Below are 26,883 nucleotides of genomic sequence, written 5' to 3'. Positions count from 1 at the left end.
GGAGCATCGTTTCAACACCCGCGCCCGCTCCGTGCACGCGCCCACGTACCAGTTCGCCTGATGGGGCTATGAGTCGGTCCAGCGGATTGGGTGACCGGATGTATCTGTGGTGAGCCAGGATCCGTCTCCGAGAGGCTGGATGCCGTAGGGGTTGTCCGTGCGGGCGTCGAACTCAGTTCGGACCTGGCCAGAGCGCACGTCTACGCGGTAGTGGCGGAACCACTCCTGCTCGTCCTCGGTTTCGCCGGCGAGGGTGACGATGACGGTGTCCGGGCTCAGGTAGCCGCCGCTCCATTCCACGTAGATCTCGTCGGGGTCGTGTCCGAAGGCGTCGACAGAGAGAGCGAACCTCACCTCGCCGTCGGGGTAGGTGTGGATGGCGACGTCGGCCTGCTCGTGGTGAACGGTCATGAACTGGTGTCCGTCGGGCGACAGGTCGATGAGGCACCGGTCGTCCCACGGATAGCCGACGAGATCCATCCGGTCCCCGGTCAGCGACGCGCGGTAGATGACCGAGCCGTCCTGCCCTTCACCCACGTCGAGGAGGACCTGATCGCTCGCCGGGTGCAGCAGTTGCTGGCCGCCATGCCCGACGGTCTGCAGATCCGCCTGTGCGATGACCGCACCGGTCTCGGCATTCAGGGCGACCCACTGGTCGGGGCGGTTACGGCCGGCCATGGCATCAGGCCCGTAGACCCACACCACGTGTTCGTCCAACGACAGCACGCAGCTGGGCCGATGCCCGTGTTGCTGGTCTGACCATGGCTCGAACCGCGACCGCCAGGTCTCGGCCCCGTCTGCCGTCACGCAGACGACTGCGTTGAGGGTCGTGTAGTAGGCGCGCTGAAGGCCGGCGGTAGCGGCGTGATCGACGACGACGTCATCGGGAGACGGCCGACAGACCATGACCGGTGACAGTACGCCTCTGGCATCGGCGGCCAGGTCATAGGCACAGATACGGTCGTCAGCGAGCCGCGTGATTATCTGCGGGGGATGAGGGGATCGAGCCACGCCTCGGAGGTTGGCGTTCCATCGGGTCCTCAGCAGGGGGCGCCCCGCGGCCCCGGCGGTAGGGCTCCAGCCTCTCGTTCAGTCGTCGCCCCGATCTCCTCCACTGCCCCGCCGTGCCACGGGCAGACCGATCAAGGTGAGGATCGTGCTCACCGTGGAGCCGCCCTGATGGCTCAGGGCGGCTCCAACCCAGACATCGCCGGCCGGTTGTTCGTCAGCGAGAAGACCGTCAGCAAGCACAGCTGCAACATCTTCACCAAACCCGGAATCGAGCCGTCCGAGGACGGCAACCGCCGGTTCCTGGCGGTACTCGCCTATCTGGAAGGCTGAGCGGTCGGCTGTCCACAGGCCGCGAGACTCACGAAGTGGGGGGGGGGGGGGGGGGCGCCCCCCCCCCCCCCCCGCGTGGGGGCGCGCCGCCCCCCCCCCCCCCCCCCCCCACTTCGCTTTGTTCCCGCAGGTTGACCCGTCTGCCATCTTGTCGCGTATCCCCCACCCCTTGATTCGCTACGGAGGCCGACGAGTGATACCCCTGCGGATACTGCGGGGCGTCTGTGCGACGTCCGGTACGGCGCTGACCCTCGTGGCGTCGATGCTCTTAACAGCCGCGCCTCTCTCAACGGCCGCCTCCTCGGCGGACGCCGGCAAGGAGCCTCACAGCGCACCCGGGACCCGGGCGGTGACACTGATCACCGGGGACCGGTTCCTGGTGGACTCGAACGACGACATCGTGTCGGTCGATCCCGCCGAGGGCCGCGAGGATGTCGGCTTCCGGGTCGAGAACTCCGCCGAACACCTCTACGCGATCCCCACGGACGCGGAGCAGTTGATCGCGCGGGGCACCGTGGACCGCCGCCTGTTCGACCTGAAGGCGCTGCTGGACGACGGGTACGACGATGCGCACCGCAGCAGACTCCCGCTCATCCTCGGCGGGTCCACTGCCAAGTCCTTCTCCGCCACCCGCCTGGGCTCGCAGCCCGTTCCCGACGGGACTGTCGTCACGAGGAGGTTGCCGGCCGTCCTGGGCGCCGCTGTCGAGGTCAACAGGAAGGCGGCCGAGCAGCTGTGGCAGACCCTGACCCGCCCGGCCGCCTCCCGCGCGGTGGACGGTCAGCGGTCAACGGCGGCCGGAGTCCGGAAGATCTGGCTCGACGGCCAGGTGAAGGCCACGTTGGACCGCAGCGTGCCGCAGATCGGGGCGCCGACCGCGTGGGCGGCCGGTTACACCGGCGGGGGCGTCAAGGTGGCCGTACTGGACACCGGCATCGACAGCAGCCACCCGGACCTGGCCGGCAAGGTTGTCGACCAGAAGAACTTCACCAGCACCGCCGACGCGGTCGATCACTACGGACACGGGACCCACGTGGCGTCGATCATCGCGGGCAGTGGTGCCGCGTCCGACGGCAAGTACAAGGGTGTCGCCCCCGATGTCGCCCTGCTGAACGGCAAGGTGCTCAACGACCAGGGGAGCGGCAGCTATTCGAGCATCCTGGCGGGGATGCAGTGGGCCGTCGACCAGGGCGCGAAGATCGTCAACATGAGCCTGGGCGGCCAGGACGGCCCGGAAACCGACGTACTCGAAGCCGCTGTCGACGACCTGTCCGCCCAGCACGGCACTCTGTTCGTCGTCGCCGCGGGCAACGAAGGCCGGACCGGTGACAGTACGGTCGACAGCCCGGGCAGTGCGGATGCCGCGCTGACGGTGGGCGCCGTCGACGGTTCCGACGTCCTGGCCTCGTTCTCCAGCACAGGACCCCGGGTGGGCGACAGTGCCGTCAAGCCCGACATCACCGCCCCCGGTGTGCAGATCGTGGCCGCCCGCGCGGCCGGCACGGCTCTGTGCCAGGACAGTTGCGTGCAGCCGGGCGACGGTCCGGTCGACGACAACTACACCTCGGCGTCAGGCACCTCGATGGCCACGCCGCATGTCGCCGGTGCGGCGGCGCTCCTGGCGAGCGAGCACCCCGACTGGTCCGGCGAACAGCTGAAGAGCACGCTGATGGCCTCTGCCCGGCCCAGTGCCGATCAGGGCGCGTTCCAGCAGGGCGCGGGCCGGGTGGACGTCGCCGCCGCGATCACCCAGCAGGTTTCCAGCGAGCCGCCCTCGCTGTCGTTCGGTTTCGCCGCCTATCCGCACGACGGAGCGCCGGTCACCAGGACCCTGACGTACCGCAACAGCGGTGACGAGGACCTCGTACTCGACCTGACCGCGTCGACGACCGACCGCTCGGGCAAGCCGGTTGACGACGGCACGTTCACCGTTTCCCCGGAGCAGGTCACCGTCCCCGCCGGCGGCACCGCGACCGCCACCGTCGCCTCCGACACCCGGATCGGCCAGGCCGACGGCCAGCTGTCCGGCACGGTCACCGCGCGCACGGCATCCGGCGTCGTAGCCCGCACCCCGCTCGGCACCGTCCGGGAGAGCGAGGCCTACGATGTGACGCTCCGCCACATCGCAGCGGACGGGAACACCCCGGCGCCCGGGGGCGGGGACACGCTCTACGACGTCACCACCGGCACCCTGTACTCGCCCGACACACAGTCCAACGGCACCTCGGTGGTGCGTGTTCCTCCTGGCACCTACTACCTCAACAGCACCGTCCTCACCCGCCAGACCGACGGCACCTATCTACGAGCCGTCCTCTACCAGTCCGAACTCGTCGTGGACAAGAACACGTCCCTGACGCTCGACGCCCGCGTCGCCAAGCCGATCGGCGTCACACTCCCCGACCCGCAGGCCGCGCAGGCGGGCGGTGTGCTCGCCGTCCGAAGGAATGCCGGCGACGGACAGAGCAGGCTGACGTCATCGTGGCTGGGTTCGCTCGACAGGCTCTCGTTCGCGCAGATCGGTGGCCCGGCCACCACCGGATCACTCCAGGCGATGATCTCCGGCGTATGGACCCGCCCGACGGCCGGCGGCGCCAACGACGCTCCGCAGTACCGCCTCGCCTATACGCTGCCGGACCAGCCGAACGCCGGTCTCACCCGGCGCGTCACCCGAGGTGACCTGGCCCGGATCGACAGCACCCTCGGTGCCTCCGTCGCGAACAAGCAGGCCGAGATCACGGCGGTTCCGTACGCGGCGGACGGCATGAGCGCCGCGGGCATCGCTCTGCGCAGTGCCACCGCCCTGCCCCGAGTACAGACCGACTACGTCACCACGGAGTCCGCCCTGTCCTGGGGCTTCATCGTGACGCAGGACAGCCCGACGCTGCGTGAGGAGGCCAAGTACTACAGCCCGGAACGACGTTACCGGCCCGGCCGGACCTATCGGACCAGCTACGGAGTGGGCGTGTTCGGCCCCGGAGTCGGTCTTGCGGAAGGCCGGAGCAGCTTCGGCGGCGACGGCTGGGGACTGTTCCGCACCGGGAACAGCCTCAACATGAGCCTCCCCCTCTACACCGACGGCCTCGGCCACCCGGGCGGCACAGGTCTGCGCTTCGGCGGCAGCGCCCGTACCACGCTCGTAGCGGACGGCTCCACCCTCCTCGCCTCCGCCAGTCCGCCCACCATCCGCAACGTCGCCGTCCCCGCCGGTGACGTCGGCTACACCCTGTCCACCGACCTGACCCAGGCGACCCAGTACACCGACGTTTCCGCCCGGATCATCTCCACCTGGACGTTCCGCTCCGCCACAGTCGCGTCCGGCACCGAGCGGATCCCGCTGCTGAACGTCCGCTACTCGCCTCGCCTCGCGACGGACACCAGCGCACCGGCCGGCCGGCCGGTGCGGGTGCCGGTCACCGTGGAGGGGGCCCGCGGAGGTGTGCGCTCGCTCACCGTGGAGGTCTCGTACGACGAGGGCAAGACCTGGCAGCGCGCCGCCAGTACCGCGGGCGATATCCGGCTGCGGCCCGCCACCGGCGTCAGCTCCGTGTCCCTGCGCGCCAAGGTGGTGGACTGCAGGGGGAACACGGCCGAGCAGACGATCATCCGCGCCTTCAAGGTCACCCAAGGCGACAACTGACCGACCTGCCACGGGCGTACCGGGTCAGGGCCTGCCTCCCGAGAGAGGCAGGCCCTGACCGGGCGTTGCCCTGAACCGGCCGCAGGAGGCCTACGCTGTGCTGATCCACGTGTTGTCGGCCGGAAGGAGGGCAGGCCCGATGCTGGCTGGTCTTGGCCTGAGCGCTGTCGAGGAGGACGTCTACCAGCACCTCGTCGACCGCAGCGAACCCACCACGGCCGCGCTCGATGCGGCCCTCGGGCACCCGGCAGAGGCCATCGCGGAAGCACTCGGCGGCCTGGCCCGCCATGGGCTGGTCACCACCACACCCGACGAACCCGGCCGCCATATTGTCGGCCCGCCCACCGTCACGCTCGGCTCGTTGCTCGCCGCCCGGCGCGACGAGCTGCGTCAGGCCGAGCTCGCCATCACCGAACTGGCTGAACGCCACCGGGCCGCCGCCAGTCGCGACACGGGCGGCCTCATCGAGATCGTGACCGGCTTACAAACCATCAGCCGACGCTTCCTCCAGGTCCTGGAATCGGCCGACCACGAGATATGCGGCTTCACCAAGACCCCGTCGATCGCGGTCGGCCCACGGGACAACCCCGCCGAATCCGTCGTCGCGGGACGAGGGCTGCGCATGCGAACGGTCATCGAGCAGTCATACCTGGCCGACCCCGACTCGACAGTCGACATCGACCAGTCCCTCGGCCGGGGCCAGGAAATCGCCATCGTCGCCGAACTGCCCGTGTCCATGGTCATCGCAGACTCCGCCATCGCGCTGGTGCCGCTCCTCGCCGACCCGCAGGAGATCCCGCGAGCCGTGCTGATCAGCTCCAGCGGCCTGCTGAGCCCACTCGTCACCCTCTTCGAGAAGACCTGGGCCGACGCCTACCCCCTGCGCCCCCGCGCCGCGGACGAGGAGCCGACGCCCTACACGGACGGCGACCTCGGCCCGGCCCGGCTCTCCCCTCTCGACGCCAAGATCCTGGACCTCCTGCTGGCCGGACTCACCGACCGCACCGTCGCCAACAAGATCGGCGTGTCCCTGCGCACCGTCACCCGCAGAATCCGGCACCTGATGGATCTCGCCGACGCCGACAACCGCATCCAGCTGGGCTGGCGCGCGGCACAACGCGGTTGGATCTGACCGGGCCGGATACGAGGCGTCAGGTCCGGGCCGCGACAGTCACTGGCCCTCCAGGACGCCAAGGGTCCTGGAGCTGCCGATGCGTTCGAGTCTCTGGAGAACAACGCCAAGGACTTTCACGGGCCGGCTGAGGACATCGGCCCCGCCGGGCCCTGAAACCAAGACCGATTCGGAGTCCAGCAGCGCCGGAAGGGAATCCGCTGCGTAAGGGAATCCGTTGCGCGCGGTTTCGATTCCCGTCCCTGAGCCGCACCGGTCGTCACCATCACACGCCGGTGAGGCTGAGGTGAACTCCACCGGGTCGAGCACGTACAGCCGTGGCAACGAGGCCTCCGTTCGGATTCCGGCTCACAGGAAACGCCTGTGGCACCGGCGTAGCCGCGCCATCAACGCTGTGAATCCAAGGCGCTGCGGCCCTGATGGGAGGCCCGGGTGGACGAGCTGCACACCTCCGTCCCGACGACGAGCGAAGCCGACAAGATGCCCAGCCCTCCCGAGAGCAGGGTGCCCGCTTACACACCCCTGGCGCACGTCGGCCCCAGGCACGCACCCATGGCCCCTGTACAACGGCAGCGCGGAATGCCGCACCTGGGATTCCCGCACGCGTGCTCCGTCAGCCCGTACTACCCCTGGGCCAAGCCCCGCGTGCATGACTGGTTCATTTCGACGGGCGTCCTCCCGGACGACAGGCTTGCAGCCTTCCTGCTCGGCGATTACACGCACATCACCGCATTGATGCATCCGACCAGCAGCCCGGAGCGGCTGGAGCAGATCTCCCGTTATTACACCCTGTGGTTCGCCATGGAAGAGCGCAACGAGGCACTGTGGCAGCAGCCCGGTGCAGTGCAGCAGGTGTTCGTCGGCGTGCTGGAATTTCTGGCCACGGGAAGGACGGCATCCGGCCGGCCTTTTGCGTCACGCGGTGACCGGCTCGCTCTGCTCCTTCGGGGCGTCGGCCGGCTCGGTGCTGAGGACGGTGTAGAAGACGGACGAGCCCTGCTTGGAGCGGTGGACGCGGCTCTTGGCGACGAGTCCCTCCACCGTGGTACGCACGACTTTGGGCTTGATGTCACGCTCGGGGTGGGCATCGGCCAGCGCGGAGGTGATCTCCGCGGCGGAACGAGGCTCGGTCTGCTGGGCGAGGTGGGTGTGGATGAGGCCCACCAGGGTGGGCTGTTTCGCCGCGGGTGTGGCCGTCGACGCGCCGGGACTCTTGGCCGTGGCCTTCCTTGCGGCGGCCTTCTTCCCCTTGGTGGGCCGGGACTCGGCCGGGGCCTGCTGCGGTGCCACAAGCGCAGCTGTGGTCTTCTCCTCCGGACCGGGACCCGTTGCTGCTGGACTGTTGCCGCCCAGCGCCTGCTGCAAGCCTGCCAGCAGCACCCGGTCGTGCTGCAGGGACTGCAACTGCTCCTGGAGCGCGGCCATTTCGGCGTTGATACGGTCCTGCTCCGCGGTGTTGCGCTCAAGGTCCGCCTTCACCCGGGCGGCGTAGTGTGTTTTGAGATCTGTGGGCGCCGGGTCGAACTCGGACATGGCAGCCGCCTCTCCTCGGGCATCGGATGGTGCTGAGGGCGGATCGTACCCGCATCATCCCGCCATGACCTGTGGGTTGTCTGGACTGTCCGGGTGGATCCGCGTCCTGGGCCACCACGGCCATGGTCCGCACACGGGAAGGTGGGTCACCTGCGGGTGGCGCGGGCCACGCAGCAGATGAAGTCCCGATTCCGGCCTTCGGTGTGCGAGTGAGGGCAGCCTGACGCCTCGCGCCGGGGAGACGACGGCCCGGTCGCGGGACGGGGCCGTGCAGGGCATCGTCCTTCTTCGGGTCGGGCAGGAGCCATGGCCAGGGGGCCCGGACTCGGGCCCCCTTTTCTGTCTTCCTCGTGGTGTCAGTCGCCCGGGGCGGGCCGCAACCGCAGCGTCAGGATCTGGAACGGACGCAGCGTCACTTCCACGTCGTCGCCGACTTGTCGGTGGCTCGCCGGATCCGCGAGGGGGCGTTCGAGAAGGTCGGTCGTGGTCGCCGAGGCCAGCGGGAACACGGTCGAGAGGGTGGCGCGGGCGCGTGTGCCACGGGACTCGTAGAGGCGTACGACGACATCGCCCGAGCGGTCGTCGGCGAGCTTGACCGCCTCGACGACCACGCCCTCGTGGTCGACCGCGACCAGGGGGGCGACCGTCGAACCGCCAGGCACCGTGCGTTCCGGGAGGTTGAAGTGGTAGCCCTCGCGGGTCGCGTCGGAGACGTCCGCGCCGATCAGGAGCGCGTAGCCGAGCCGGTGCGTTCCCTGGTCCTGGTCCGGGTCGGGGAAGCGGGCAGCCCTGAGGAGGGAGAGCCGGACCGTGGTGGTCGTACCCCCGTCGGGGCGGACGTCACGGGTGACGTCGTGTCCGTAGGAGGAGTCGTTGAGCAGGGCGGCACCCCAGTCGGGTTCGCCGACATGGAGGAATCGGTGGGCGCAGACCTCGAACTTGGCGGCGTCCCAACTGGTGTTGGTGTGGGTGGGCCGCTCGACGTGACCGAAGGGGATCTCGGCGGTCGAGTGCGCGGCCCGTACGTCCAGGGGGAACGCGGCCTTGAGGAGCTTCTCCCGCTCGTGCCAGTCCACCACCGTGTCGATCACCAGGCGCCGGGAGCCGGCCGGCAGCGAGAGGCACTGTTCGATCCGTGAGTCCCCGAAGACCCGGACCACCCGGACGCCGTCGCCGGTCGAGGTCACCGACTGTGCCTCCGTGAGGTCGCGGACGGTGTTGCGGTAGAACACGTCGATGTCCCAGGCGTCCCACTGGTTGGGGAAGTCCTGGTGCAGCTGGAGCAGGTTGCCGACCGTACCGGGCGCCAGGGCCTCCCGGCAGGCTGCGTGGTCGTACGCCGAAGTGATGAGCCCCCGGCTGTCCACCGCGACCCGTATCAGGCCGTTGTCGAGGACGAATCCGTCCCCGTCCGCCACCGGTGCCACCGGTGCCTCCGGCCGCTGGGAGCGCGGAGCGGCACCGAATGCCGCGACGCCGCCGCGGGTGTGGGGTGCCGCGTTGAAGACCACGGACCCGTCTCCCGGACCGGCCAGTGCCCGTTGCGCAACGCCGATCAGTTCTTCCAGCTCACGGGCGACGGCCGCGTAGGTCTCCTCGGCCTCGCGGTGCACCCAGGCGATCGACGTCCCGGGCAGGATGTCGTGGAACTGGTGCAGCAGCACCGTCTTCCACAGTCGGTCCAGCGCCTCGTACGGGTAGGGCCGGCCGTGGCGTACGGCTGCCGTCGCGGCCCACAACTCGGCCTCGCGCAGGAGGTGTTCGCTGCGCCGGTTGCCCTGCTTGGTGGCCAGTTGGCTGGTCAGGGTGCCGCGGTGGAACTCCAGGTACAGCTCGCCGGACCAGACGGGGGCGCCGCCGTTCTCCTGGTACTCGGCGTGGGCGCGCTCGAAGAAGTCGGTGGGCCGCTCGATCTCGATCCGGGCCGATCCCTCCAGGTCTCTCAGCCGTCCGGCGCGGGAGAGCATCTCGCGGGTGGGACCGCCGCCTCCGTCGCCGTAGCCGAACGGGATCAGGGAGTGGTTGGCGGGGCCCTTGTCCTGGAAGTTCCGCACGGTGTGGGCGACTTCGGCGCCGGACAGCTCGCCGTTGTAGCTGTCGACGGGTGGGAAGTGGCTGAAGACGCGGGTGCCGTCGATGCCCTCCCACCAGAACGTGTGGTGCGGGAACTTGTTGGTGGTGTTCCACGAGATCTTCTGCGTCAGGAACCAGCGCACCCCGGCCAGCTTCATCAGCTGGGGCAGTGCCGCGTTGTAGCCGAACGTGTCGGGCAGCCACATCTCCTCGGTCTCGACCCCGAACTCCTCCAGGTAGAACCGTTTGCCGTGGACGAACTGGCGTACCAGCGCCTCGCCGCCGCTGATGTTGGTGTCGGGCTCCACCCACAGGCTGCCGGTCGGCAGGAACTGTCCGGTCTTCGCCTTCTCCTGGGCCCGTGCGTAGACCTCGGGCCGGTGTTCCTTCAGCCAGGCCAGCTGCTGCGCCTGGGACATGACGAACTTGAACTCCGGGTGGTCGTCCATGAGTTGGGTGACGTTGGAGACCGTGCGGGCGACCTTGCGGACCGTCTCGCGCAGCGGCCACAGCCAGGCGGTGTCGATGTGCGCGTGCCCGACGGCCGATACGCGGTGCGCGCCGGCATGTGCGGGTGCCGCAAGGGCGGGGGAGAGGAGGGCCCGCGCCGCTTCCGCGCTGCCTCCGACGTCCTGGAGATCGATGACGTCCAATGCCCGGCCGACCGCTTGGAGTATCTGCCAGCGGCGCGGGGAGTCGGGAGACAGCTCGTGCATCAGCTGCCCCAGGACGTCGAGGTCCTGGACGAGTTCGTGGACGGTGCGGTCGAAGACGGCGAGGTCCAGACGCCGGAGCCGGTACAGGGGTTCGCCCGGAGTGTCGCCGTCGGTGTCGAGCCAGGGTGCGCGCCCGCCCACCGGAGTGGGGCCGAAGGTCAGCTCGTGGGGTGCGGTGTGCATGACGACCGGATTCGCCGCGGCCTCGATGAAGGCCGTGAACTCCTCGCCGCCCTCCGCCCGTTCGGCGACGGGAACCCAGGTGTTGCGCGGGTTGAGCGCCTTCACGGCTGTGCCGTCGGCGCGGTAGACCAGCCCCTCCGCGGAGAAGCCGGGGGAGTGGGTGGAGAACCCGAGGTCCAGTACGGCTTCGACTGTCTCGCCGGCCCATTCCGCGGGGATCGTCCCGCTCACCTTGAACCAGCTCGTCGACCAGGCCGGTCCCCAGTGGTCGCCCACCCGGGCCGGGCGGTAGGGGGCGGCCAGGCCCTCGCGCACCGGCACCGGTTCGCCGGACACGTTCCAGATCTGCACGTCGAGACGGACGGACCGGGCATGGACGGCGGGCCGGATCCGCTCGTTCAGCACGCGGGCCAACCGTTGTTCGATGACGTCACGGTTGTTGTGCATGGGTGTCTTTCTCCGTACGGGTGGGGGGAGTCAGCCCTTGAGAGCGCCGCCGAGGGCGAAACCGCCGCCGAGTTTGCGCGACAGCAGCAGATAGAGCAGGACCACGGGCATTGAGTAGAGGAGGGAGAACGCCGACAACTGTCCGTACTGCGTCTGGTCATGGGCGCTGAGGAAGGTGAACACGCTGACGGAGGCCGGGAGTTTCTCCGGGGACAGCAGCAGGATGAAGGGGACGAAGAAGTTCCCCCACATGCCGATGAACGTGAAGATGGTGACCACGACGACGCCGGGTCGCATCAGCGGCAGCACGACCCGCCACAGCACCTGCATGGTGTTCGCGCCGTCGATGCGGGCGGCCTCCTCAAGGACGATGGGTACGCCGTCCATGAAGTTCTTCATCAGCCAGATACCGAACGGCAGCGCAGAGGCGGCCAGGAACAGGGCTGTGGCGGGCATCGAGTCGATCAGGTCGACCTGTACGAACATGCTGTACACCGGGATCATCACGGCGGTGATGGGCAGGCCGGTGGAGAACAGGATCGTGTAGAGGAAGGGCCGCCGCACCCGTGAGCGGTAGCGCGAGAGCGGGTAGGCGGCGAGCACGGACACCACGACGGTCACCGCGGTCCCGAAGCCGCACAGCAGCAGGCTGTTGAGCATCGGCCGGTAGGTCGTGTCGACGTTGAGGACCGCGTCGAAGTTGTCGAGCGTCAGCGACGAAGGCATGGTCAGGCGGAAGGAGTTGGTGTCGCTCACCGAGGCGAGGAGCATCCACGCCAGCGGCAGGACGTACAGCACCGAGACCGCCAGCAATACGGCGTTGATCGCGACGCGGCTCGGCCTGAAACGGCGGCTTCGGCGCGGGGTGCCGGTCCTCGGTGCGGTGTGTCCGGCGGACGTGGCGGGGGGCGTGGCGACGGCGGCCATCAGTCGTCCTCCAGTTTCAGCAGCCGGATGTACACGACGGAGAAGAGGGCGCCCACCACGAGCAGCACCAGGGCGATGGCGGTGCCGTAGCCGATCAGGCTGTTCTGGAAGGCCTGCTGGTACATGAAGATCGGCAGCGTCTCGCTCTTGTTGCCCGGCCCGCCGCGGGTCATGGTGTAGATCAGGCCGAAGACGGAGAGCGTCTGGAGCGTGATCAGCATCAGGTTGGTGAGGATCGACGGCCTGATGACGGGCAGGACGACCCGCCACAGTCGCTGCCAGGGGTTCGCGCCGTCCATCTCGGCGGCCTCCGTCAACTCCTGGGGCACGTCGTTGAGGGCGGCGGTGAAGACCATCATCGAAAAAGCGGTTCCGCGCCAGACGTTGGCCAGGCACACCGCCAGGATCGGCATCGTGTACAGCCAGTTCTGTCCCGGTAGACGCAGCGCGTCCAACAGCGAGTTGAGCGAGCCCTGGTCGTAGAAGAAGGCGTACATCAGATAGCCGGCGACCACTTCGGGCAGTACCCAGGCGGCGATGACGACGCCGTTGACGAGGGCCCGCACCGGCCTGGTGGCCTTCTGCGTCAGGACGGCCAGGGCCAGCCCGAGCGTGTTCTGGCCGATGACCGCGGAGCCGACCACGAAGACCAGGGTGAGCTTGACCGCGTTGAGGAAGTCGCTGTCCTGGAAGGCCCGGGTGAAGTTGTCCAGGCCGATGAAGCGGGCACCGGAGGCGCCGGTGAGCTGCATGTCGGTGAACGCGTAGTACACGCAGTACGCGATCGGCCCGGCCAGGAAGACGGCCAGCAGCACCACGGCCGGCAGCGTCGGCAGTCCGCGCAGCAGGGTGCGGACGGCGGGGGCGGGCGCCTCACGGGACCGGCGGCGAGCGCCGGTCCCGTGAGGCGCCGGAGCGAGGGCGGTCACGAGCCGCCCTCGATGGTCTTGCCGGCGCCCACGGCCGCCTTGACATCGTTATCAAAGGTCGATGCGGCCTTGTCGACGGATGCCTGACCGGTCGTCACGGACTCCATCGCCTTCTGGATCGCGGTGGAGACCTGGTTGTAGGCGGGCAGGCCGGGCCGGTAGTGGGTGTCGGCGACCAGCTCGGTGAAGAACTTGTTGGTCGGCACCGAGTTCAGATACGTCGAGTCGGAGGCGACGTCCGTGCGCACCGCGATGTTCGCGTTGGTCGCGTTCCACTGAGCGGCGTTGGCCTTGGTCTGGAGGGTGGTCGACAAAAACTTCCAGGCGAGATCCGAGTTGCCCGCCTTCGCGGGGATCGACCAGGCCCACCCGCCGGACATGCTGGTACGGCCGGGTGCCTGTCCGTTCTGCGTCGGCATGGCCGCGGTGCCCATCACCGACTGCCACTCGGTCCAGGGCTTGGCCGCCGCGGAACTCCAGTTGTTGGGCATCCAGGAGCCGTCGATGTCGATCGCCAGCTTGCCCTCGGGGATCAGTTCGGTGCCCACGGTGGTCCCGAAGTTGGCGCCGAGCGCCTGCTCCTTCGCCGGACCCAGCCCCTGGCTGTATACGGTGTGGACGAAGTCCAGCGCGTCCTTGAAGCCCTGGCTGCCCACCACCCACTTCTTCTGCGAGGCGTCGTAGAGCGACTTGTCGCCGGCCGGTGTGCCGTAGAGCAGCATCTCGAAACCCTGCATGGAGGACGCCTCACCGCCCGCCTGGCCCGTGTAGAGGTTCAGCGGGGTGACACCCGGCAGCTTCGCCTTCACCTTCTTGGCGGTGGCGATCACGTCGGCCCAGGTCTTGGGCTGCCAGGGCACGGAGACCCCGGCCTTCTGCAGAAGCTGCTTGTTGTACCAGATCCCCCGGGTGTCGGTGTCGTCCGGCACGGCGTAGGTCTTGCCGTCCGACGCGCCGGTCACCGCCCCCTTGGCGGCCTTGGCGTACTGCGACCAGTCGCTCCACTTCGCCGTGTAGGCGTCGAGGGGCTTGAGGTAGCCGCCCGCGATGTCGGAGTTGATCAGTGCGGTGTCCTCGTAGACCAGGTCGGGAGCGGTCGAGGGGGAGCGCATCATGAGCTGGATCTTCGTGTAGTAGTCGTTCTCGGAGGCGGTCACCGGCACGAGGGTGACCTTGGTGCCCGGGTTGGCCTTGGTGAACTCCTTCACCATCGAGGAGAGGAAGGTGGCCTGGAGCTTGTTCGTGCTGTCCAGGTTCTGCCAGTAGACGACTTTGATCGACTTGGACGAGCTGCCTGAAGAGCCCGAACCGCAGCCGGTGACGGCCAGGGCGGTGGCGGCGGTCAGGGCCGCGGCGGTGACGATTCTCGACGAGCGCACAGTGGTTCCTCCGGAACGCGAAACCTGAGGGAAAGCCGGGATTTTGACCGGACGGGAGGCCAGACCGACGGCGCCCCACGCTCGGCGCCGCCCTGCGCTGTCTGGCCGTCATAGCCGGATTTGGTGGGCGTTAGCTAAATCCATTTGATGGATGAAGTCAATGCTTCGAGTATGTAAACTTCGGCCACTGGCGGACCCGCCGGTATGCCTCCCGGACGGCTGCGCGACCGGGTCGAGGGGGAGCGGGGGTTGACGTGAGGGGCTCAGGTGACTGACAGGTGACGATGCTCAGCGGGACGAACCTGCCGCGGGTCGGTGGCTACAACCAGGCCGTCGTGCTGGACGCCATCCGGACCACGGGAGAGGTCAGCCGGGTCGAGCTGGCCGACATCACCGGCCTGACCAACCAGACCGTCTCCAACGTCGTCCGCAAGCTGCTCGACGCCGGCCTGGTGGCCGAATCCGGCCAGGCCCCCTCCAGCGGCGGCAAGCGCCGCACCCTCCTGACCATCCGGGCCGACGGAGCCTGTGCCGTCGGCGTCCACCTCGACCCCGACGCCGCCGTCATCGTCGTCGTCGACCTGGCCGGCCACGTGATCGGCGGACGCCGGCTGAGGCTCACCGACGCCGAGGACCCCGCCGACGTCGTGGAGCGGGTCGCGCGCGCCGCCGGGCGACTCGTCGACCGTACCGGCGTCGACCGCTCCCGCCTGCTCGGGCTCGGCATCGCCGCCCCCGGACCGCTCGACGGCACCACCGGCGCCGTCGTCTCCCCGCCGAACTTCCCGGGCTGGGGCCGGGTCCCCCTCGCGGACATGTTCGCCGAGGCCACCGGACTGCCCGTCGCCCTCGACAACGACGCCACAGCCGCGGCGATAGGCGAACGCTGGATCGGCGGTGCCGAGCGGGCGGGCAGCTTCCTGTTCATCTACCTCGGCACCGGCATCGGCGCCGGCATCGTCCTCAACAACACGGTGCTGCACGGCGATTCGGGCAATGCCGGCGAGTTCGGCCACATGGCGGTGGAACCCGGGGACCGCGTCTGTCACTGCGGCGCCCTCGACTGTCTCGGCCCGTACGTCAGCCCGCCCGCGATCATCGACGACCTGCTGCGGCTGCACGGCCGGGACGCCGCCGACCGCATCGGCCTGACCGGCACGCCCGACTCCGTGCACCACGACTGGAAGGCGCTGCGCCGCGCCGCCCGCGGGGGCGATCCCGATGCCTGTGATGTCGTACGCCGTGCCGCGCGCCGGATCGGTGAGGCCGCACGGGGCGCCGCGAGCCTCCTCGACGTCAGCCGGGTCGTCCTGGGCGGCGAGGCGCTGCGCGGCATCGAGCCGATCATGCGGGAGGAGATCGAGACCGCCGTCAACCGCACCTCCGTCGCCCGTACGATCCGCTCGGTCGCCGTCGAGCAGAGCGTCATGGGGGACACCGTGGGTGCGGTGGGGGCGGCGTCGCTGGTGCTGCACGGCAACTACGCACCGGGATGGCGCATGCTGACGGACACCTCACGGTGACACATCGGCGACGGCCGGCCTTCGGATGTCCGCCTGTCAGAACGTCACCGGACAAGGCACCTGGTCCTTAGGGCAGTTGAGGCGTCTACTATGACATTACGTACTCGGCGGTGAAGGGAAGCCGGGCCCATGCGGCGGCTGGGGGACCTGGAGGCGGAGATCATGGATCGCCTCTGGACGTGGAACCGTCCGGCGACAGTGCGCGAGGGCCGTGCCTGGCTGTACTCGCCGGTCCGCAGCCGTGAGGCATACGCCGCCGCACTGATGGAGGACGGCCTGCGGGCGAGCAGGGACCTCTCGGCCGCGCTCGTCCACCACTCTCTCCCTCGACACTGTTGACACCCTCCTGACCGACTCGACTGGCTGCTGCGCCAACGTCCAGCACCCAGGGGCTCGTCGGCTACACGGCTCACTACGACACCACCGGACAACTGCAGTGCCTGTTCTGAAGGCCGCTTCGCGCCGAGGGCACGATCAACGACCGGTGGCTTCCGGGATCGCCTCGGCTGAGCCCGGGTCGTTCTCGGCATCGGCCCGGCCGCGGTCGAGCACCCCGGTGGTGTGCGCCGGAGTGGCCTGGGCGCCCCCGTACGGGGGCGAGGCGGTCGAGGTGAGGGTCGACGGCGGCCCCTGGCAGACCGCCGAACTCGCCGCCGAACTCGCCCCCGCGGCCTGGCGTCGCTGGCGGCTGCCGCTCTCGCCGCCGCCGGGCCCCCACACGATCCAGGCGCGCTGTGCGGGGCGGGGCGGAGTGCTGCAGAGCGCTGTTCCCCGCGAACCGTTCCCGACCGGTGCCTCCGGGTATCACACGGTCGCCGTCACCACGACGGCCTGACACATCCCTTGAGGGGCGACGTCCGGCCGCAGCACGGCCGGGACGTCGATGCCCGCACACGAGCATGGCATCCATGGGCAGAGGGCGAGAAACGCCCGTGTCCCGGGGTTGCGCGCGGGGCGCAGAGCGGTCCTGCCGCCCCCCAACTCGCCCTCCGCCGCGTTTTCTTGACGTTCCGCTGCATCGCCTCTTGGCTGCCGCTGCCGATGGCGTCCCTAGCGTGGAAGACGCCGACGACACCGCCGGTGTACGCGCACATCCCGCCGTCCCTGCCCCGGAGTGCACCTGACATGGCCGACCACAGCGACAACAAGACTGTCCCCCCGGATCACCGGCCGGTACCGACGAACTCCCGGACCTGTGTGCACTTGGCCACCCGACCGAGCCACACTGCTGCCGACGGCACCGAGGTCTCCTGGCCGTACGAGCGGGACCCGCAGACCCTGGCCCGGCCGTGGGCGGTCCCCGGCACACCGGGACTCGAACACCGCATCGGCGGCATCGAGAAACAGGACGGCACCGGCAACATCTCCTACGACCCGGCCAACCACGACCTCATGGTCCGCACCCGGCAGGCGAAGACCGACGGCATCACCGTCCCCGACATCGCCGTCGACGACCCTTCCGGGCACGCACGCACACTGGTGCTCGGCTGGGGCTCCACGTATGGGCCCATCACCGAGGCCGTCCGACGCGTCGGGCGCATCCACGCCCTGCGCCGCAACGGTCTCGCTGGCCATCGGCGCCGAGGTGTCCTTCGTCGCCCGCACCATCGACTTCGACCGCAAGCACCTCACCGGTGTGCTCCGGGCCGGCCAACCAGTCGGACATCGTGGAACGGGCCGTCGAACAACACGGCAAGGGCGGCCTGGGCGCACTCCTCGCCGGTAACGACACCTGGACCGTCACCGGGCCCGCACGCAGCTGAAGGCACCGCAGCGCGAACGCGTTCCAGGCCGACAACAAGAGGAATGCACTGTGCATCCGAAAACAGACCGCAAGTTGAATTCCAGCGAATTCGCCGATCTGCGACGCACCGTCGCTATTCGCTCCGAGACCCGGAGAAACCTCGTCCTGGATCCGGGATACGCGACGCCGATGCCGCGTGAGGTGAGCATGCAGCTGACCTATCGTTGCAATCTGCGATGCGACCACTGCTACCAGTGGAGCGATCAGGGTTTCTTCCACGACTTCAGCAAGGAGAAGCAACGCACCGAGCTGGACGTGGACGTGGTCGACCGGGTGCTGCGGGCCACCGAGGAGACGCGGGCCAAGGTCTTCCTCTGGGGCGGCGAGCCGCTGATGCACACCCGCTTCGCGGAGATCTCGGAGCTGCTGGCGCGGACCCCGCGCACCATCAACATGTGCACCAACGGCCTGATGCTGGAGCGCAATCTGCCCCACCTGTTACCGCTCGGGCCGGGCCTGAATCTGCTGGTGAGCCTGGACGGTCTCGGCGGCGATCACGAGGCGCTCCGCGGACGCGGCACCTTCCCGCGCACGATCCGCAACATCAAGACGATGCTCGACCTCCAGCGCTCAGGAGAGTTCGAGGGAGAGATCTCGATCTCATGCATGGTGAGCGACCAAACCGTGGGCGGCATGTACGAGTTCATGGAGTGGGCCGAGGAACTCGGCGTCAACTCCGTCTACTTCCAGTTCCCCTGGTACATCAGCCCGCCGGTGGCCCAGTCCATGGACGAACTGTACGAGAAGTCCTTCAAGTGGCTCGACCAGCCGTCCCCCGGCGCGAAACCGACCTGGCACTCCTACACCTACCGCCTGAACCCCGACCTCATCGAGACGCTGCGCGGTTCCATGGCCAAGCTCGCCGAACGGACCTGGCGGGTGCGCATCCGGTACCAGCCGCAGCTGGAACCCGATGAGGTCGCCGACTTCGTCCTGGGCACGCCGCAGCCGGCGCAGCAGCGCAGCCGCTGTCTGGCGGTGTCCAACCGGCTGGAGGTGCACGCCGACGGCAAGGTCAGCTCCTGCAAGTTCTTCCCCGAGTTCGTCATCGGAGACCTCTACGCGAACAGCGTCGCCGAGGTCTGGCAGGGCGAGCCGTTCCGCCGGGTGCGAGAGGTGCTCAGCGGCACCGGACTGATGCCCGTCTGCTCCAAGTGCATCCTTCTCTATCTGAACGGAGTGTGACCAGGTGAACGGTTATGGATCGGGTGCCTCGGTCCAGGAACGGGTCAAGGCCGTCCTGGGCGGGATCCTCGGCCAGGATCTGGTGGCCGATATCACCGACGACACCGGAATCGTCAACGAACTCGGGCTCGACTCGATCCAAATGATCACGTTCCTGCTCCGCATCGAGGACGAGTTCGACCTGGAACTCGACTTCGAGAGTCTGGAGCTCGTACAGCTCGACTCGGTACGACAGTTCTGCGCATTCGTGACGGCCGACGCGCAGCAGCATCAGCGCCGGCCGATATGAGCGAGAGCAAGCTGATCCGCCTCGGCACGTTCGACGCCGAGCGCAGCTGGCGTCCGAGCGGGCTGGCCACGCTCCCCGCTGTCCGAAGCCCGGACGGCGACCGGGTGGTCGCCGCCATGGATGAGCTGCTCGCCGTACTGTGCGGCCCCGATGACCTGCTGATCACCGGGTCGTCCCTGCCGGACTCGTTCATCGGTGTCCTGGCCGGAGCGGGCATCGCGCCGCGGTACCGGGCAGCACCGCCCGCCGGTACCGACGACGACACGCACCTGACGGTCGAGCAGCGGCTGCTGCATGCACCGCCCGGAGACCTGGCCGGTTACGGCCTGGCGCCCTACGCCGTCCTGCCGGAGACCGCATCCCTGATCCGCGCCTGCGGTCTGCGGGCGGATCTGCCCGGTGTCGACGTGGTGCGCCGGGTCTCCTCGAAGACATGGTCCAACGCGCTGGCACGGACCATGGGACTCCGCGGCGCCGGCACCGTGGCCAGGTCCGTGCCGGAACTGCTGGCACAGGTGGAACAGCTCGGATCCGGCACAGTGGTCATCAAGGACCCGTACGGTGTGGCCGGTCGCGGCACCATCGCGGTGTCATCGCCGCGGACGCTGGGCACCGTCGCCCGGGTCCTTCAGCGGCAGGTGGACCAGGGCGCGGCCGTCGAGCTGCTCGTGCAGCCCCACTACGACCGGGCCGCCGATTTCTCGGCGCAGATCCACGTCACCGGGGACGGCGAGATCCGCCGGCGCGGCATCAGGCTCATGCAGAACGCGGAGTTCTCCTACACCGGATCACGTCCCCTCCCGGCAGCATTGGAACAGCGTCTCGCCCAGGCCGGCTACCGGGAGTTGATCAATGGCGTCGGCGCGGCCCTGGCCGCAGAGGGGTACCACGGTCCGGTCTGTGTCGACTCGATGCTGCTGCGCGACGGCGCCCTCGTCCCGGTTCTCGAAATCAATCCCCGGGTCTCGATGGGCCTGATCAGCCTGGCCCTTGAGCGGCGGCTGGCCGGTCCGGGCAGGACGGCCCGGCTGTCCGTCCGTACGGTGCGCCTGCCCGAACCGTCCACGGCCTCTCGTGTCTTCGACCGACTGACGACCGTCCTGGACGAACGTGGCGCACTGCTCCGGGCGGACCGTGCAGGGCTGCTTCCGCTGACAGTCGGCACACTGCGGCCGCCGCGAGGCCGTCTTTACTACGCCGTGGTGGCCCGCAGCCAGGAAGAGGACCGTCTGCTGGACGAGATCATGGGCGAGGCCCTGGACCTGATGGGCCGGCATCCCACTGAGGTGTCACATGCTCCATGAGGTCGGGCTGCTCGGCGCGACCCGGATCGCGGAGCGGGCCATCGTAGGGCCCTCGGCCGGGCGGCCCGGCATACGGGTGCGGGCAGTCGCAGCCAGTACCGCCGACCGGGCCGAGACCTTCCGCGCGACCCACGGTATCCCCGTCGCCCACCCCGACTACCGGGCATTGCTCGCCGACCCGGGCATCGACACCGACTCTGTGTCGCTGCACAACTCGGCTCACGCCCAGTGGGCCGCAGAGGCCGCCCGCGCGGGCGAGGACGTGATCGTGGAGAAGGCGCTGTGCCTGGGGCGCCACGAATTGCACGCGCTGCGGATCGCCGCGTTGGCCGGAGGTGTCCACGTCATGGAGGTGGTGATGACCGCCCATCACCCCTGGCGGGCCGTGATCCGAACCCTGATCGCATCGCGGGAATGGGGCGAACTGACCGGGATCCGCTCCCGGATCGCCTTCGACGTCCCGGTCGGCTCCGGTTACCGCTTCGTGCCCGAGCTGGGCGGCGGCGCGTTTCTCGACACTGCGAGCTACTGGCTGCAGGCCCTACAGGCCACGGTCGGTCTCGCCAAGGCCACGGTGGGCGGTCACTCCGACTTCAGCGGTCCGGGCGGTGCGGACCTGGACTTCACGGCCACGCTGACCTGGCTGTCCGGTCGGCGCGCCACGCTTGACGCGGCCTTGGCCGAGCCGCATCGCGCGGAGCACGAGTTCACCTTCACCGGCGGCCGGATACGGCTGAACAACTTCCTGCGACCGGCTGCCGGGCCGTTCCCCGTCAATCTGGTCATCGCCCCTCAGGACGGCCGGCACCGGGTCGCGTCCTTCGAACAGTCCGTCTCCTACGACGACCAGCTCTCCCGGATTCTCCGCACGCTGGACCAGCCAGGTGCTGTGGATTGCTCGGACGCCGCCGCCGAGCGGGTCGCCGTCATGGAGGACATCTACCTCGATTACCTCGATGCCCTCAGCGGAAGGTCCGGACGATGACCGGAGCCGTCGGAACACCCGTCAATGCGGGCCCACCTGCCCCCGCGCGCAAAGGACCGCTGCGCAGGACCACCGGCGCCTTGGCCACAGCGGGCGCCGCGGGTGCGATCTGCTGGTGGGCGCTGCGCGGAGTCGACCGGACGGCTCTGGCCCGGGCCCTCCACGAAACCCACCCAGGGGTGATCGCTCTGGCGGCCCTGGGCTACACCGTGGCGTTCTACGCCCTGGACACCACCGGGTTCACGCTGGTCTACCGCCGCCATCTCACCCCGCAGGTGCCCGTCCGTCACGTAGTGACGATCGTGTGCGGCAAACAGCTCCTCGGGCTGATCTTCCCGCCTCTCACCAAGCTGATCGCCCCGGTGTACTTTCACCGCCACTGGCGGGTGGGGATGGCACGGACCCTGGGAGCCACCGAGGTCCTGACCATCGCCGAAGTTGCCGCGGTGATCGCATTCGTCTTGGGCGGCGCGGCGCTCGGCAGTACCGGACTGTCCGCAGGCGTCGTGCTGCTGGGCATCAGCGCGTGCGTGGTACTGGCTCTCCTCCTGTTCTGGGCCTGGCTGCCGGCGGCACGTCGGGTCTTCCCCCGGATACGCCGCAGTGCGTTCCTGGCCGCCTTCATCCGTAGCAGCCCTGCCGAGATGACGGTGCAACTGGCGCTGCGGCTCGCCCTGGCGCTGGCAATGCTCGCCGCCTGGTGGCTGTTGCTGCTCGGCTCGGGCCACCGGCTCGGCCCGGGACACCTCGCGCAGTTCGGCGCGTTGTTCCTGCTCGCCACCCAACTGCCCGTCTCCGTCGGGGGGTTCGGCGGTCCGCAGGGAGTCTGTGTCCTGCTGCTCACCGACACGTGGAAGCTGCTGCCGCGCTCCGACGCGGTCGCCCTGAGCCTGCTGTGGTCCACCGCCTACCTGCTGTCCCGTGCCCTGATCAGCGCGTTCTTCGCGGCTCCCATGATCCGACTACTGCGGTCCGGCACCGGCCACACAGCCAAGGAGGGAGCACCGTGCACAGTCGAACCGGACAAGCGGTGAGCGGCGAGGAGCTGTCCGCAGCGGTGAGCCGGGCCTTCGGCCAAGCCACCGCCGTCCTCGGCCGCGACTTCCTGGTCACCTCCGCTCTGCGAGGGACGTCGTGGCACCGCGCGCGCAGGCAGCCGACCAGCCCGGTGCGCCGCCGACTGCGGCACGAGCTCGGCCAACTGGTGGCCGGTCTGCACCGGATCCACGGGCCTACGTTCGGTTACCCGCAACCGGAGACCGGACTGCACGGCACCAGGCGGGCCGAGGTCATCACACCGACGCTGGTCCACTTCGACCTGTGGGAGGGAAACTTCGTGCTGGACACCGGCGCGGCAGGACCGCGCATCGAAGGACTCATCGACGCCGAGCGGGCCTTCGGGGGTGACCCGCACGCCGACTTCGTCTCCCTGGCGCTGTTCGACGACATCGAGAAGGACGCCGCCTTGGTGGCCGGGTACCGCGTGGCCGGAGGACAGGTCGACTTCACACCTCGGCTGTGCCGGCGCCTCACCCTCTACCAGGCCTACTTGTACCTGATCATGATCGTCGAGGCGGTGCCCCGAGGCTACGCAGGTCCCCGGCATCTCGTCACCCAGCGCTTCTGCCGCCACAAACTGAAGGACGCGCCGCGTAACCTGGCCCTCGCCACCGAGGCCGACCGATGATCGCCGTCCTCACCTCGGGCGTGGCACTGGGAGTGCACGTACCGGGACTGCTGCTGGCCCGCCGGCTCACCGAGTCCGGCCGACCGGTCCGCGTCGACGTCCTCGAGCGGTACCTGCCGCCGGACAGACGCAGCCGGATACCCGCGTCCAAGCACGCCTTTCACCGCGACTTCCGACTGGCTCTGGCCGGACAGCGGCTGTCGAACCAGAACTCCGCGGGCCTGGACGAGGAAGCCGTCCGGGCGCTGTTCGCCGAGTGGACGTCCGCAGAGGTGGACCTGCTCGTGGTGCTCTCCGGATTCTGGCTGCCCGCCGCCCGGTGGTACGCCGCACAGCGGCCCGGCGTCCGTGTCCATGCCTGCCACGTCGACTCGGTCGCGTCGCCCTCGTTCACGTCTGCCGCGTCGTCGGACACGGGGGCAGACGGAGCGCGGACAGGCTGCCGGGACGTCTGGCTGCTGGAGGAACACGCGGGTGCGATCGCCCGGACCATCCCGGTGAGCCCGGCCGAACCGGTCGGTTGGGCGGAACGGGAACCCCGCTTCCTGGTCCATGGAGGCGGCTGGGGCATGGGGACGTACGCGGCCCGTGCCCGCGAACTGGCCGACTGCGGGCTGGCGTTGGACATCATCGCGTACGAGCGCGGAGACATCCCCGGCGCCGGAGCCCAGGCCCGCGCTCCTGACTGCCGGTATTTCATGATCGACCCGCACTGGCACCCCTGGCACGACGACGGATTCCCGCCGTTCGGCCAGGTGGAGTCCGACGGCACGGTCGACTTCCGGCGATCCGCAGCGCACCACGATTCCTTCTACCTGGCCCGCAGCGCCACGGCGATGATCAGCAAGCCCGGCGGCGGCACCCTGATGGACTCGCTGGCCGCAGCGACCCCCGTCGTCCTGCTTGAGCCCTTCGGAGCACACGAGGCACACAACGCACGTCTGTGGGAGCGACTCGGCTTCGGGATCCCGTACGCCGCCTGGCAGCGGAGCGGGCGGTCCCGTGCGCTCCTCGAAGGCATGCACCACCGCCTGCTCGACGCCCGAGCCCGCGCCACGAGCTACCCGGACTCCCTGATCAAGGAGCGCGCACGATGAGACGCGAGATGTCCCTTTCCCAGAGGAACGCCATACAGGCGGAGGAGATCCGGCCCGGCGCCGTCACCCACCCCCGGAACACCATGAACATCGTCGTCGACGTGCAGGGAGCACTTGACCCCCAGGCCCTCGACGCAGCGTTCCGGGACCTGATCGCGTGGCACGAACCCCTCCGGTCCCGACCCGTGGCAGGCACCACCCAGATGGAGATCGAGTCCGTCGAGGACGCCGAGCTGGAGCCGCTCGACACGTCCGGCGACCCCGCAACCGACGCGAACCGGCTGGCGGCCCTCCTGGAAAGGACTCGGGTCGATCTCGGCATGCCTCCGTCCGTCCGGGGATTCCTCCTCACCTGCCACCCGCGAAAGCACCTGATCGGACTGGTCTTCCACCACTTCGCCGTCGATCCGACGTCCCTGCGGCTGGCCGTCACCGAACTGGCCGCGCTGTACAGCGCCCGGCTGCGCGGACAGCGAATGCCGCCCAACACAATGCAGTACGGCCAGTACGCGCGTTGGCAGGTCGAGCGGCTGGCCGGCCGGGCAGCATCCGACCGCGAGGCATGGCGGACCGCGCTCGCCGGCGTCCAGCCGCCCCGGTACGAACGCGACATCTCCTTCCGACCTGGGTCGTCCCCCGCCAGCCGGGTGCTGCGCACCGAATTGCTCGACCACGCCGAGATGCGCACGGTGCTCGCCTGGTCGCGACGCCATCGCAGCACGCCGTTCACCACGCTCCTGGCCGCGTTCGCCCTCGCACTGCGGGGCCGCACCGACACCGATGACCTGTTGCTGGCCACTGTCTTCGAGCAGCGCGACCGTCAGGAAGCCCGGCAGCTGGTCGGCCCTTTCATCTATCCCACCGTGCTGCGGTTGCGCACCCGGTCGGGCGAGTCCGGGCCCGAATGGGTGACCAGGGTCCGGACCTCCGTCACAGCCACTTACCCACGCGCGCAGTTCCCCCTGCGAGATCTTCTGGGAACCGTCCCCCAACTGGTTCCCGGACTCACGGGCCAGGAGCCGACCTGGTACCGCATGTTCGAGTACCTCCCGAACGTAGACACCGCCGGTTTCGTCTTCGGCCAGGCGCACGGCAGAGTCGTCCACTCCACCGGCACCGAGCTGGAGGACAACCACATGGGCTTCTTCCTGCGGGTTCGACGCACCCCGCAGGGCGCTCTTGTGGGACGGACCGCCTACGACGCGGCCGAGTTCAGCGAGGCCGGCGCTCTCGCGCTGCTCGACGACTTCCGTTCACATCTGGCACGGCTCTGCGCGATGCGGGAGACCGCCTCGCGGTGACCGAGTCCGCTGACTTCTCACCGCGCCGCCACATGCCGTCGGTGACGCCAAGTGCCAGGCCGGCGCACCCCGTTGGGCATCACCCATCCCGCCGAACCCGATAGGAATCCCATGATCCGCAAAGCTGTGATCCCGGTCGCCGGCCTGGGCAGCCGCCTCCTCCCGCTGACCAAGGCCCTGCCCAAGGAAATGCTTCCCATCGGCGACAAGCCGGTGATCGAGCACACGGTGCGCGAACTCATCGCCTCCGGGATCAGAGACATCACCATCGTCACCTCCAGCCGCAAGACCCTGATCCAGCAGCACTTCGCCCCCGACACCGACATGGAGCTGCAACTGCGGACCACCGACAAACACGACCTCGCCGACACCGTGCGCGAACTCTCCGACCTCGCCGCGCACGTCAGCTTCATCCACCAGAACGGGCCGTACGGCAACGGCACCCCCATCCTCAACGCCTCCCGCATCATCGGCGACGAGCCGTTCATGGTCCTGTGGGCGGACGACGTCTTCGTCTCCGACATCCCGCGCGCCCAGCAGCTCAAGGCGGCCTACGAGGCCACCGGCTCCCCGGTCCTGGCCCTGATGCCGATGGACCCCGCCGATTCCTCCCGCTACGGCGTGCCGGTCGTCAAGGACGACCTCGGCGGCGGTCGCCTACGCATCTCCGGCCTGATGGAGAAGCCGAAGCCGAAGGACGCCCCTTCGCCGTACGCCGCGATCGGGGGATACGTGATCACCCCAGGCATCGTCGCCGAGTTGGAGGAGCAGACCCGCCGCTGGCGCCTCAACCCGCAGGGCGAGATCTACCTCTCCGACGCCCTGGACGCCTACGCCTCCGCCAATCCGGTCTACGGGCAGGTCATCGCCGGAACCTGGTACGACACCGGCTCCCCGCAGGCGTACCTCGAAGCCCAGTTCGCCCACGCCCTCGCCCACCCCGAGTACGGCCCGGCACTGCGCCGGCTCGCGTACGACCTCGACGCCGACGCCGGGACGGACCAGTCCGGCTGAACCTCTCGCCGAGGTCATGGCCGCGCAGCCACGCCGGCGGATCCACGGCGGCGCCACCGCCCGGGTGGACCTCCAGACGGAGGTGTGGGCCCGACGAGTTGCCAGAGCTGCCGGCGCAGCCGATGACGGTCCAGGCTCTGACGCCGGCCTCAGCCTTCTTGCTGGCCGCCTCGGCCTCCCTGAGTTCCTGCTCCCCAGGTCGCCGCTGTTCAAGGCCGACGCGCTGCTGCGAACGGCTCGCGCGGTCGGCGAAGTCGTCGGCCTCCCGGCTGAGTGTGCTGAGCGGGATGTCGAACTCGTCGTTGGCTGCGGAGGGTTGGACAGCCGGTTTCGGCGCGGCCTGCGCGGTCGTGCCGGAGCCGCCGAGGCCGAGGGAGACGGCGGCGATCCCGGCCAT

The 26,883-nt window shown here is 69.3% G+C and carries 21 protein-coding genes and 3 pseudogenes; 18 read left to right on the top strand and 6 right to left on the bottom strand.

The genetic code is table 11. The features are described 5' to 3' along the window. Positions 1-66 precede the first annotated feature (66 nt). Positions 67-1,011: a hypothetical protein gene (locus tag ACIQBL_RS16575; protein WP_401941913.1), complete on the bottom strand. Its 945-nt coding sequence runs from the start codon at positions 1,009-1,011 to the stop codon at positions 67-69. A 168-nt stretch (positions 1,012-1,179) separates the two neighbouring features. Between ACIQBL_RS16575 and ACIQBL_RS16570 the strand changes: the two genes are divergently transcribed. From ACIQBL_RS16570 to ACIQBL_RS16560, 3 genes are all read left to right on the top strand, one after another. Beyond that, the gene (locus tag ACIQBL_RS16570) at positions 1,180-1,341 is read left to right on the top strand and encodes a LuxR C-terminal-related transcriptional regulator (RefSeq protein ID WP_401941912.1); all 162 of its coding nucleotides are present in this window, start codon (positions 1,180-1,182) and stop codon (positions 1,339-1,341) included. 349 nt (positions 1,342-1,690) lie between these two features. After that, positions 1,691-4,978, top strand: coding sequence for a S8 family peptidase (locus ACIQBL_RS16565; RefSeq protein ID WP_401941909.1), 3,288 nt, complete (start codon positions 1,691-1,693; stop codon positions 4,976-4,978). A 139-nt stretch (positions 4,979-5,117) separates the two neighbouring features. Beyond that, the gene (locus ACIQBL_RS16560) at positions 5,118-6,110 is read left to right on the top strand and encodes a helix-turn-helix domain-containing protein (protein WP_401941906.1); all 993 of its coding nucleotides are present in this window, start codon (positions 5,118-5,120) and stop codon (positions 6,108-6,110) included. A 915-nt stretch (positions 6,111-7,025) separates the two neighbouring features. On the opposite strand, the gene ACIQBL_RS16555 is transcribed toward ACIQBL_RS16560, so the two are convergent. From ACIQBL_RS16555 to ACIQBL_RS16535, 5 genes are all read right to left on the bottom strand, one after another. Beyond that, positions 7,026-7,643 (bottom strand): hypothetical protein, encoded by a 618-nt coding sequence (locus ACIQBL_RS16555; protein ID WP_401941903.1) that lies wholly within the window; start codon positions 7,641-7,643, stop codon positions 7,026-7,028. A 356-nt stretch (positions 7,644-7,999) separates the two neighbouring features. Beyond that, positions 8,000-11,062: an alpha-mannosidase gene (locus ACIQBL_RS16550; RefSeq protein ID WP_401941901.1), complete on the bottom strand. Its 3,063-nt coding sequence runs from the start codon at positions 11,060-11,062 to the stop codon at positions 8,000-8,002. A gap of 30 nt (positions 11,063-11,092) precedes the next feature. Next, on the bottom strand, positions 11,093-11,989 hold the full coding sequence (locus tag ACIQBL_RS16545; RefSeq protein ID WP_401941899.1) for a carbohydrate ABC transporter permease: 897 nt from the start codon (positions 11,987-11,989) through the stop codon (positions 11,093-11,095). Then, complete coding sequence (locus ACIQBL_RS16540) at positions 11,989-12,918, bottom strand: carbohydrate ABC transporter permease (protein ID WP_401941896.1); 930 nt, start codon at positions 12,916-12,918, stop codon at positions 11,989-11,991. Before ACIQBL_RS16540 ends, ACIQBL_RS16545 begins: the two co-directional genes overlap by 1 nt. After that, the gene (locus ACIQBL_RS16535) at positions 12,915-14,297 is read right to left on the bottom strand and encodes an extracellular solute-binding protein (RefSeq protein ID WP_401941894.1); all 1,383 of its coding nucleotides are present in this window, start codon (positions 14,295-14,297) and stop codon (positions 12,915-12,917) included. Before ACIQBL_RS16535 ends, ACIQBL_RS16540 begins: the two co-directional genes overlap by 4 nt. 284 nt (positions 14,298-14,581) lie before the next feature. Between ACIQBL_RS16535 and ACIQBL_RS16530 the strand changes: the two genes are divergently transcribed. From ACIQBL_RS16530 to ACIQBL_RS16460, 15 genes and pseudogenes are all read left to right on the top strand, one after another. Then, positions 14,582-15,820, top strand: a complete 1,239-nt coding sequence (locus ACIQBL_RS16530; RefSeq protein ID WP_401942527.1) for an ROK family protein — start codon at positions 14,582-14,584, stop codon at positions 15,818-15,820. A gap of 129 nt (positions 15,821-15,949) precedes the next feature. Continuing rightward, positions 15,950-16,135: pseudogene (locus tag ACIQBL_RS16525) on the top strand (BlaI/MecI/CopY family transcriptional regulator); the annotation flags it as partial. Between the two features lie 169 nt (positions 16,136-16,304). Next, positions 16,305-16,655 carry a hypothetical protein gene (locus ACIQBL_RS16520; protein WP_401941891.1) on the top strand — a complete coding sequence of 117 codons (351 nt, stop codon included), beginning with the start codon at positions 16,305-16,307 and terminating at the stop codon, positions 16,653-16,655. A gap of 343 nt (positions 16,656-16,998) precedes the next feature. Next, positions 16,999-17,353 (top strand): annotated as a pseudogene (locus ACIQBL_RS16515) (2-oxoglutarate ferredoxin oxidoreductase subunit alpha); the annotation flags it as partial. A gap of 28 nt (positions 17,354-17,381) precedes the next feature. Beyond that, positions 17,382-17,495, top strand: a pseudogene (locus ACIQBL_RS16510) (2-oxoacid:ferredoxin oxidoreductase subunit beta); the annotation flags it as partial. Continuing rightward, on the top strand, positions 17,455-17,583 hold the full coding sequence (locus ACIQBL_RS16505; protein ID WP_401942536.1) for a hypothetical protein: 129 nt from the start codon (positions 17,455-17,457) through the stop codon (positions 17,581-17,583). The pseudogene ACIQBL_RS16510 and the gene ACIQBL_RS16505, both read left to right, overlap by 41 nt. Before the next feature lie 188 nt (positions 17,584-17,771). Next, entirely contained in the window at positions 17,772-18,809 is a 1,038-nt protein-coding gene (locus ACIQBL_RS16500) for a radical SAM protein (protein ID WP_401941888.1), read from the top strand. A gap of 4 nt (positions 18,810-18,813) precedes the next feature. Then, a complete protein-coding gene (locus tag ACIQBL_RS16495; RefSeq protein WP_401941885.1) occupies positions 18,814-19,098 on the top strand; it encodes an acyl carrier protein in 285 nt (94 codons plus the stop codon). Next, the gene (locus tag ACIQBL_RS16490) at positions 19,095-20,402 is read left to right on the top strand and encodes a hypothetical protein (protein WP_401941882.1); all 1,308 of its coding nucleotides are present in this window, start codon (positions 19,095-19,097) and stop codon (positions 20,400-20,402) included. Before ACIQBL_RS16495 ends, ACIQBL_RS16490 begins: the two co-directional genes overlap by 4 nt. After that, positions 20,392-21,387: a Gfo/Idh/MocA family protein gene (locus tag ACIQBL_RS16485; protein ID WP_401941880.1), complete on the top strand. Its 996-nt coding sequence runs from the start codon at positions 20,392-20,394 to the stop codon at positions 21,385-21,387. The genes ACIQBL_RS16490 and ACIQBL_RS16485 overlap by 11 nt, the downstream gene beginning before the upstream one ends. Continuing rightward, positions 21,384-22,421 (top strand): lysylphosphatidylglycerol synthase domain-containing protein, encoded by a 1,038-nt coding sequence (locus tag ACIQBL_RS16480; protein ID WP_401941877.1) that lies wholly within the window; start codon positions 21,384-21,386, stop codon positions 22,419-22,421. Before ACIQBL_RS16485 ends, ACIQBL_RS16480 begins: the two co-directional genes overlap by 4 nt. Further along, entirely contained in the window at positions 22,394-23,074 is a 681-nt protein-coding gene (locus ACIQBL_RS16475; RefSeq protein ID WP_401941874.1) for a phosphotransferase family protein, read from the top strand. The genes ACIQBL_RS16480 and ACIQBL_RS16475 overlap by 28 nt, the downstream gene beginning before the upstream one ends. Beyond that, entirely contained in the window at positions 23,071-24,171 is a 1,101-nt protein-coding gene (locus ACIQBL_RS16470; protein ID WP_401941871.1) for a hypothetical protein, read from the top strand. Before ACIQBL_RS16475 ends, ACIQBL_RS16470 begins: the two co-directional genes overlap by 4 nt. After that, positions 24,168-25,472, top strand: coding sequence for a condensation domain-containing protein (locus ACIQBL_RS16465; RefSeq protein WP_401941869.1), 1,305 nt, complete (start codon positions 24,168-24,170; stop codon positions 25,470-25,472). Before ACIQBL_RS16470 ends, ACIQBL_RS16465 begins: the two co-directional genes overlap by 4 nt. Before the next feature lie 111 nt (positions 25,473-25,583). Continuing rightward, the gene (locus tag ACIQBL_RS16460; protein ID WP_401941866.1) at positions 25,584-26,486 is read left to right on the top strand and encodes a UTP--glucose-1-phosphate uridylyltransferase; all 903 of its coding nucleotides are present in this window, start codon (positions 25,584-25,586) and stop codon (positions 26,484-26,486) included. The last annotated feature ends 397 nt before the right edge of the window (positions 26,487-26,883 follow it).

This window comes from Streptomyces sp. NPDC088350 (assembly GCF_044753545.1).
GTDB lineage: Bacteria > Actinomycetota > Actinomycetes > Streptomycetales > Streptomycetaceae > Streptomyces.
Note: the sequence above shows the minus strand (reverse complement) of the source record. Positions and strands in the feature narration are given on the sequence as shown.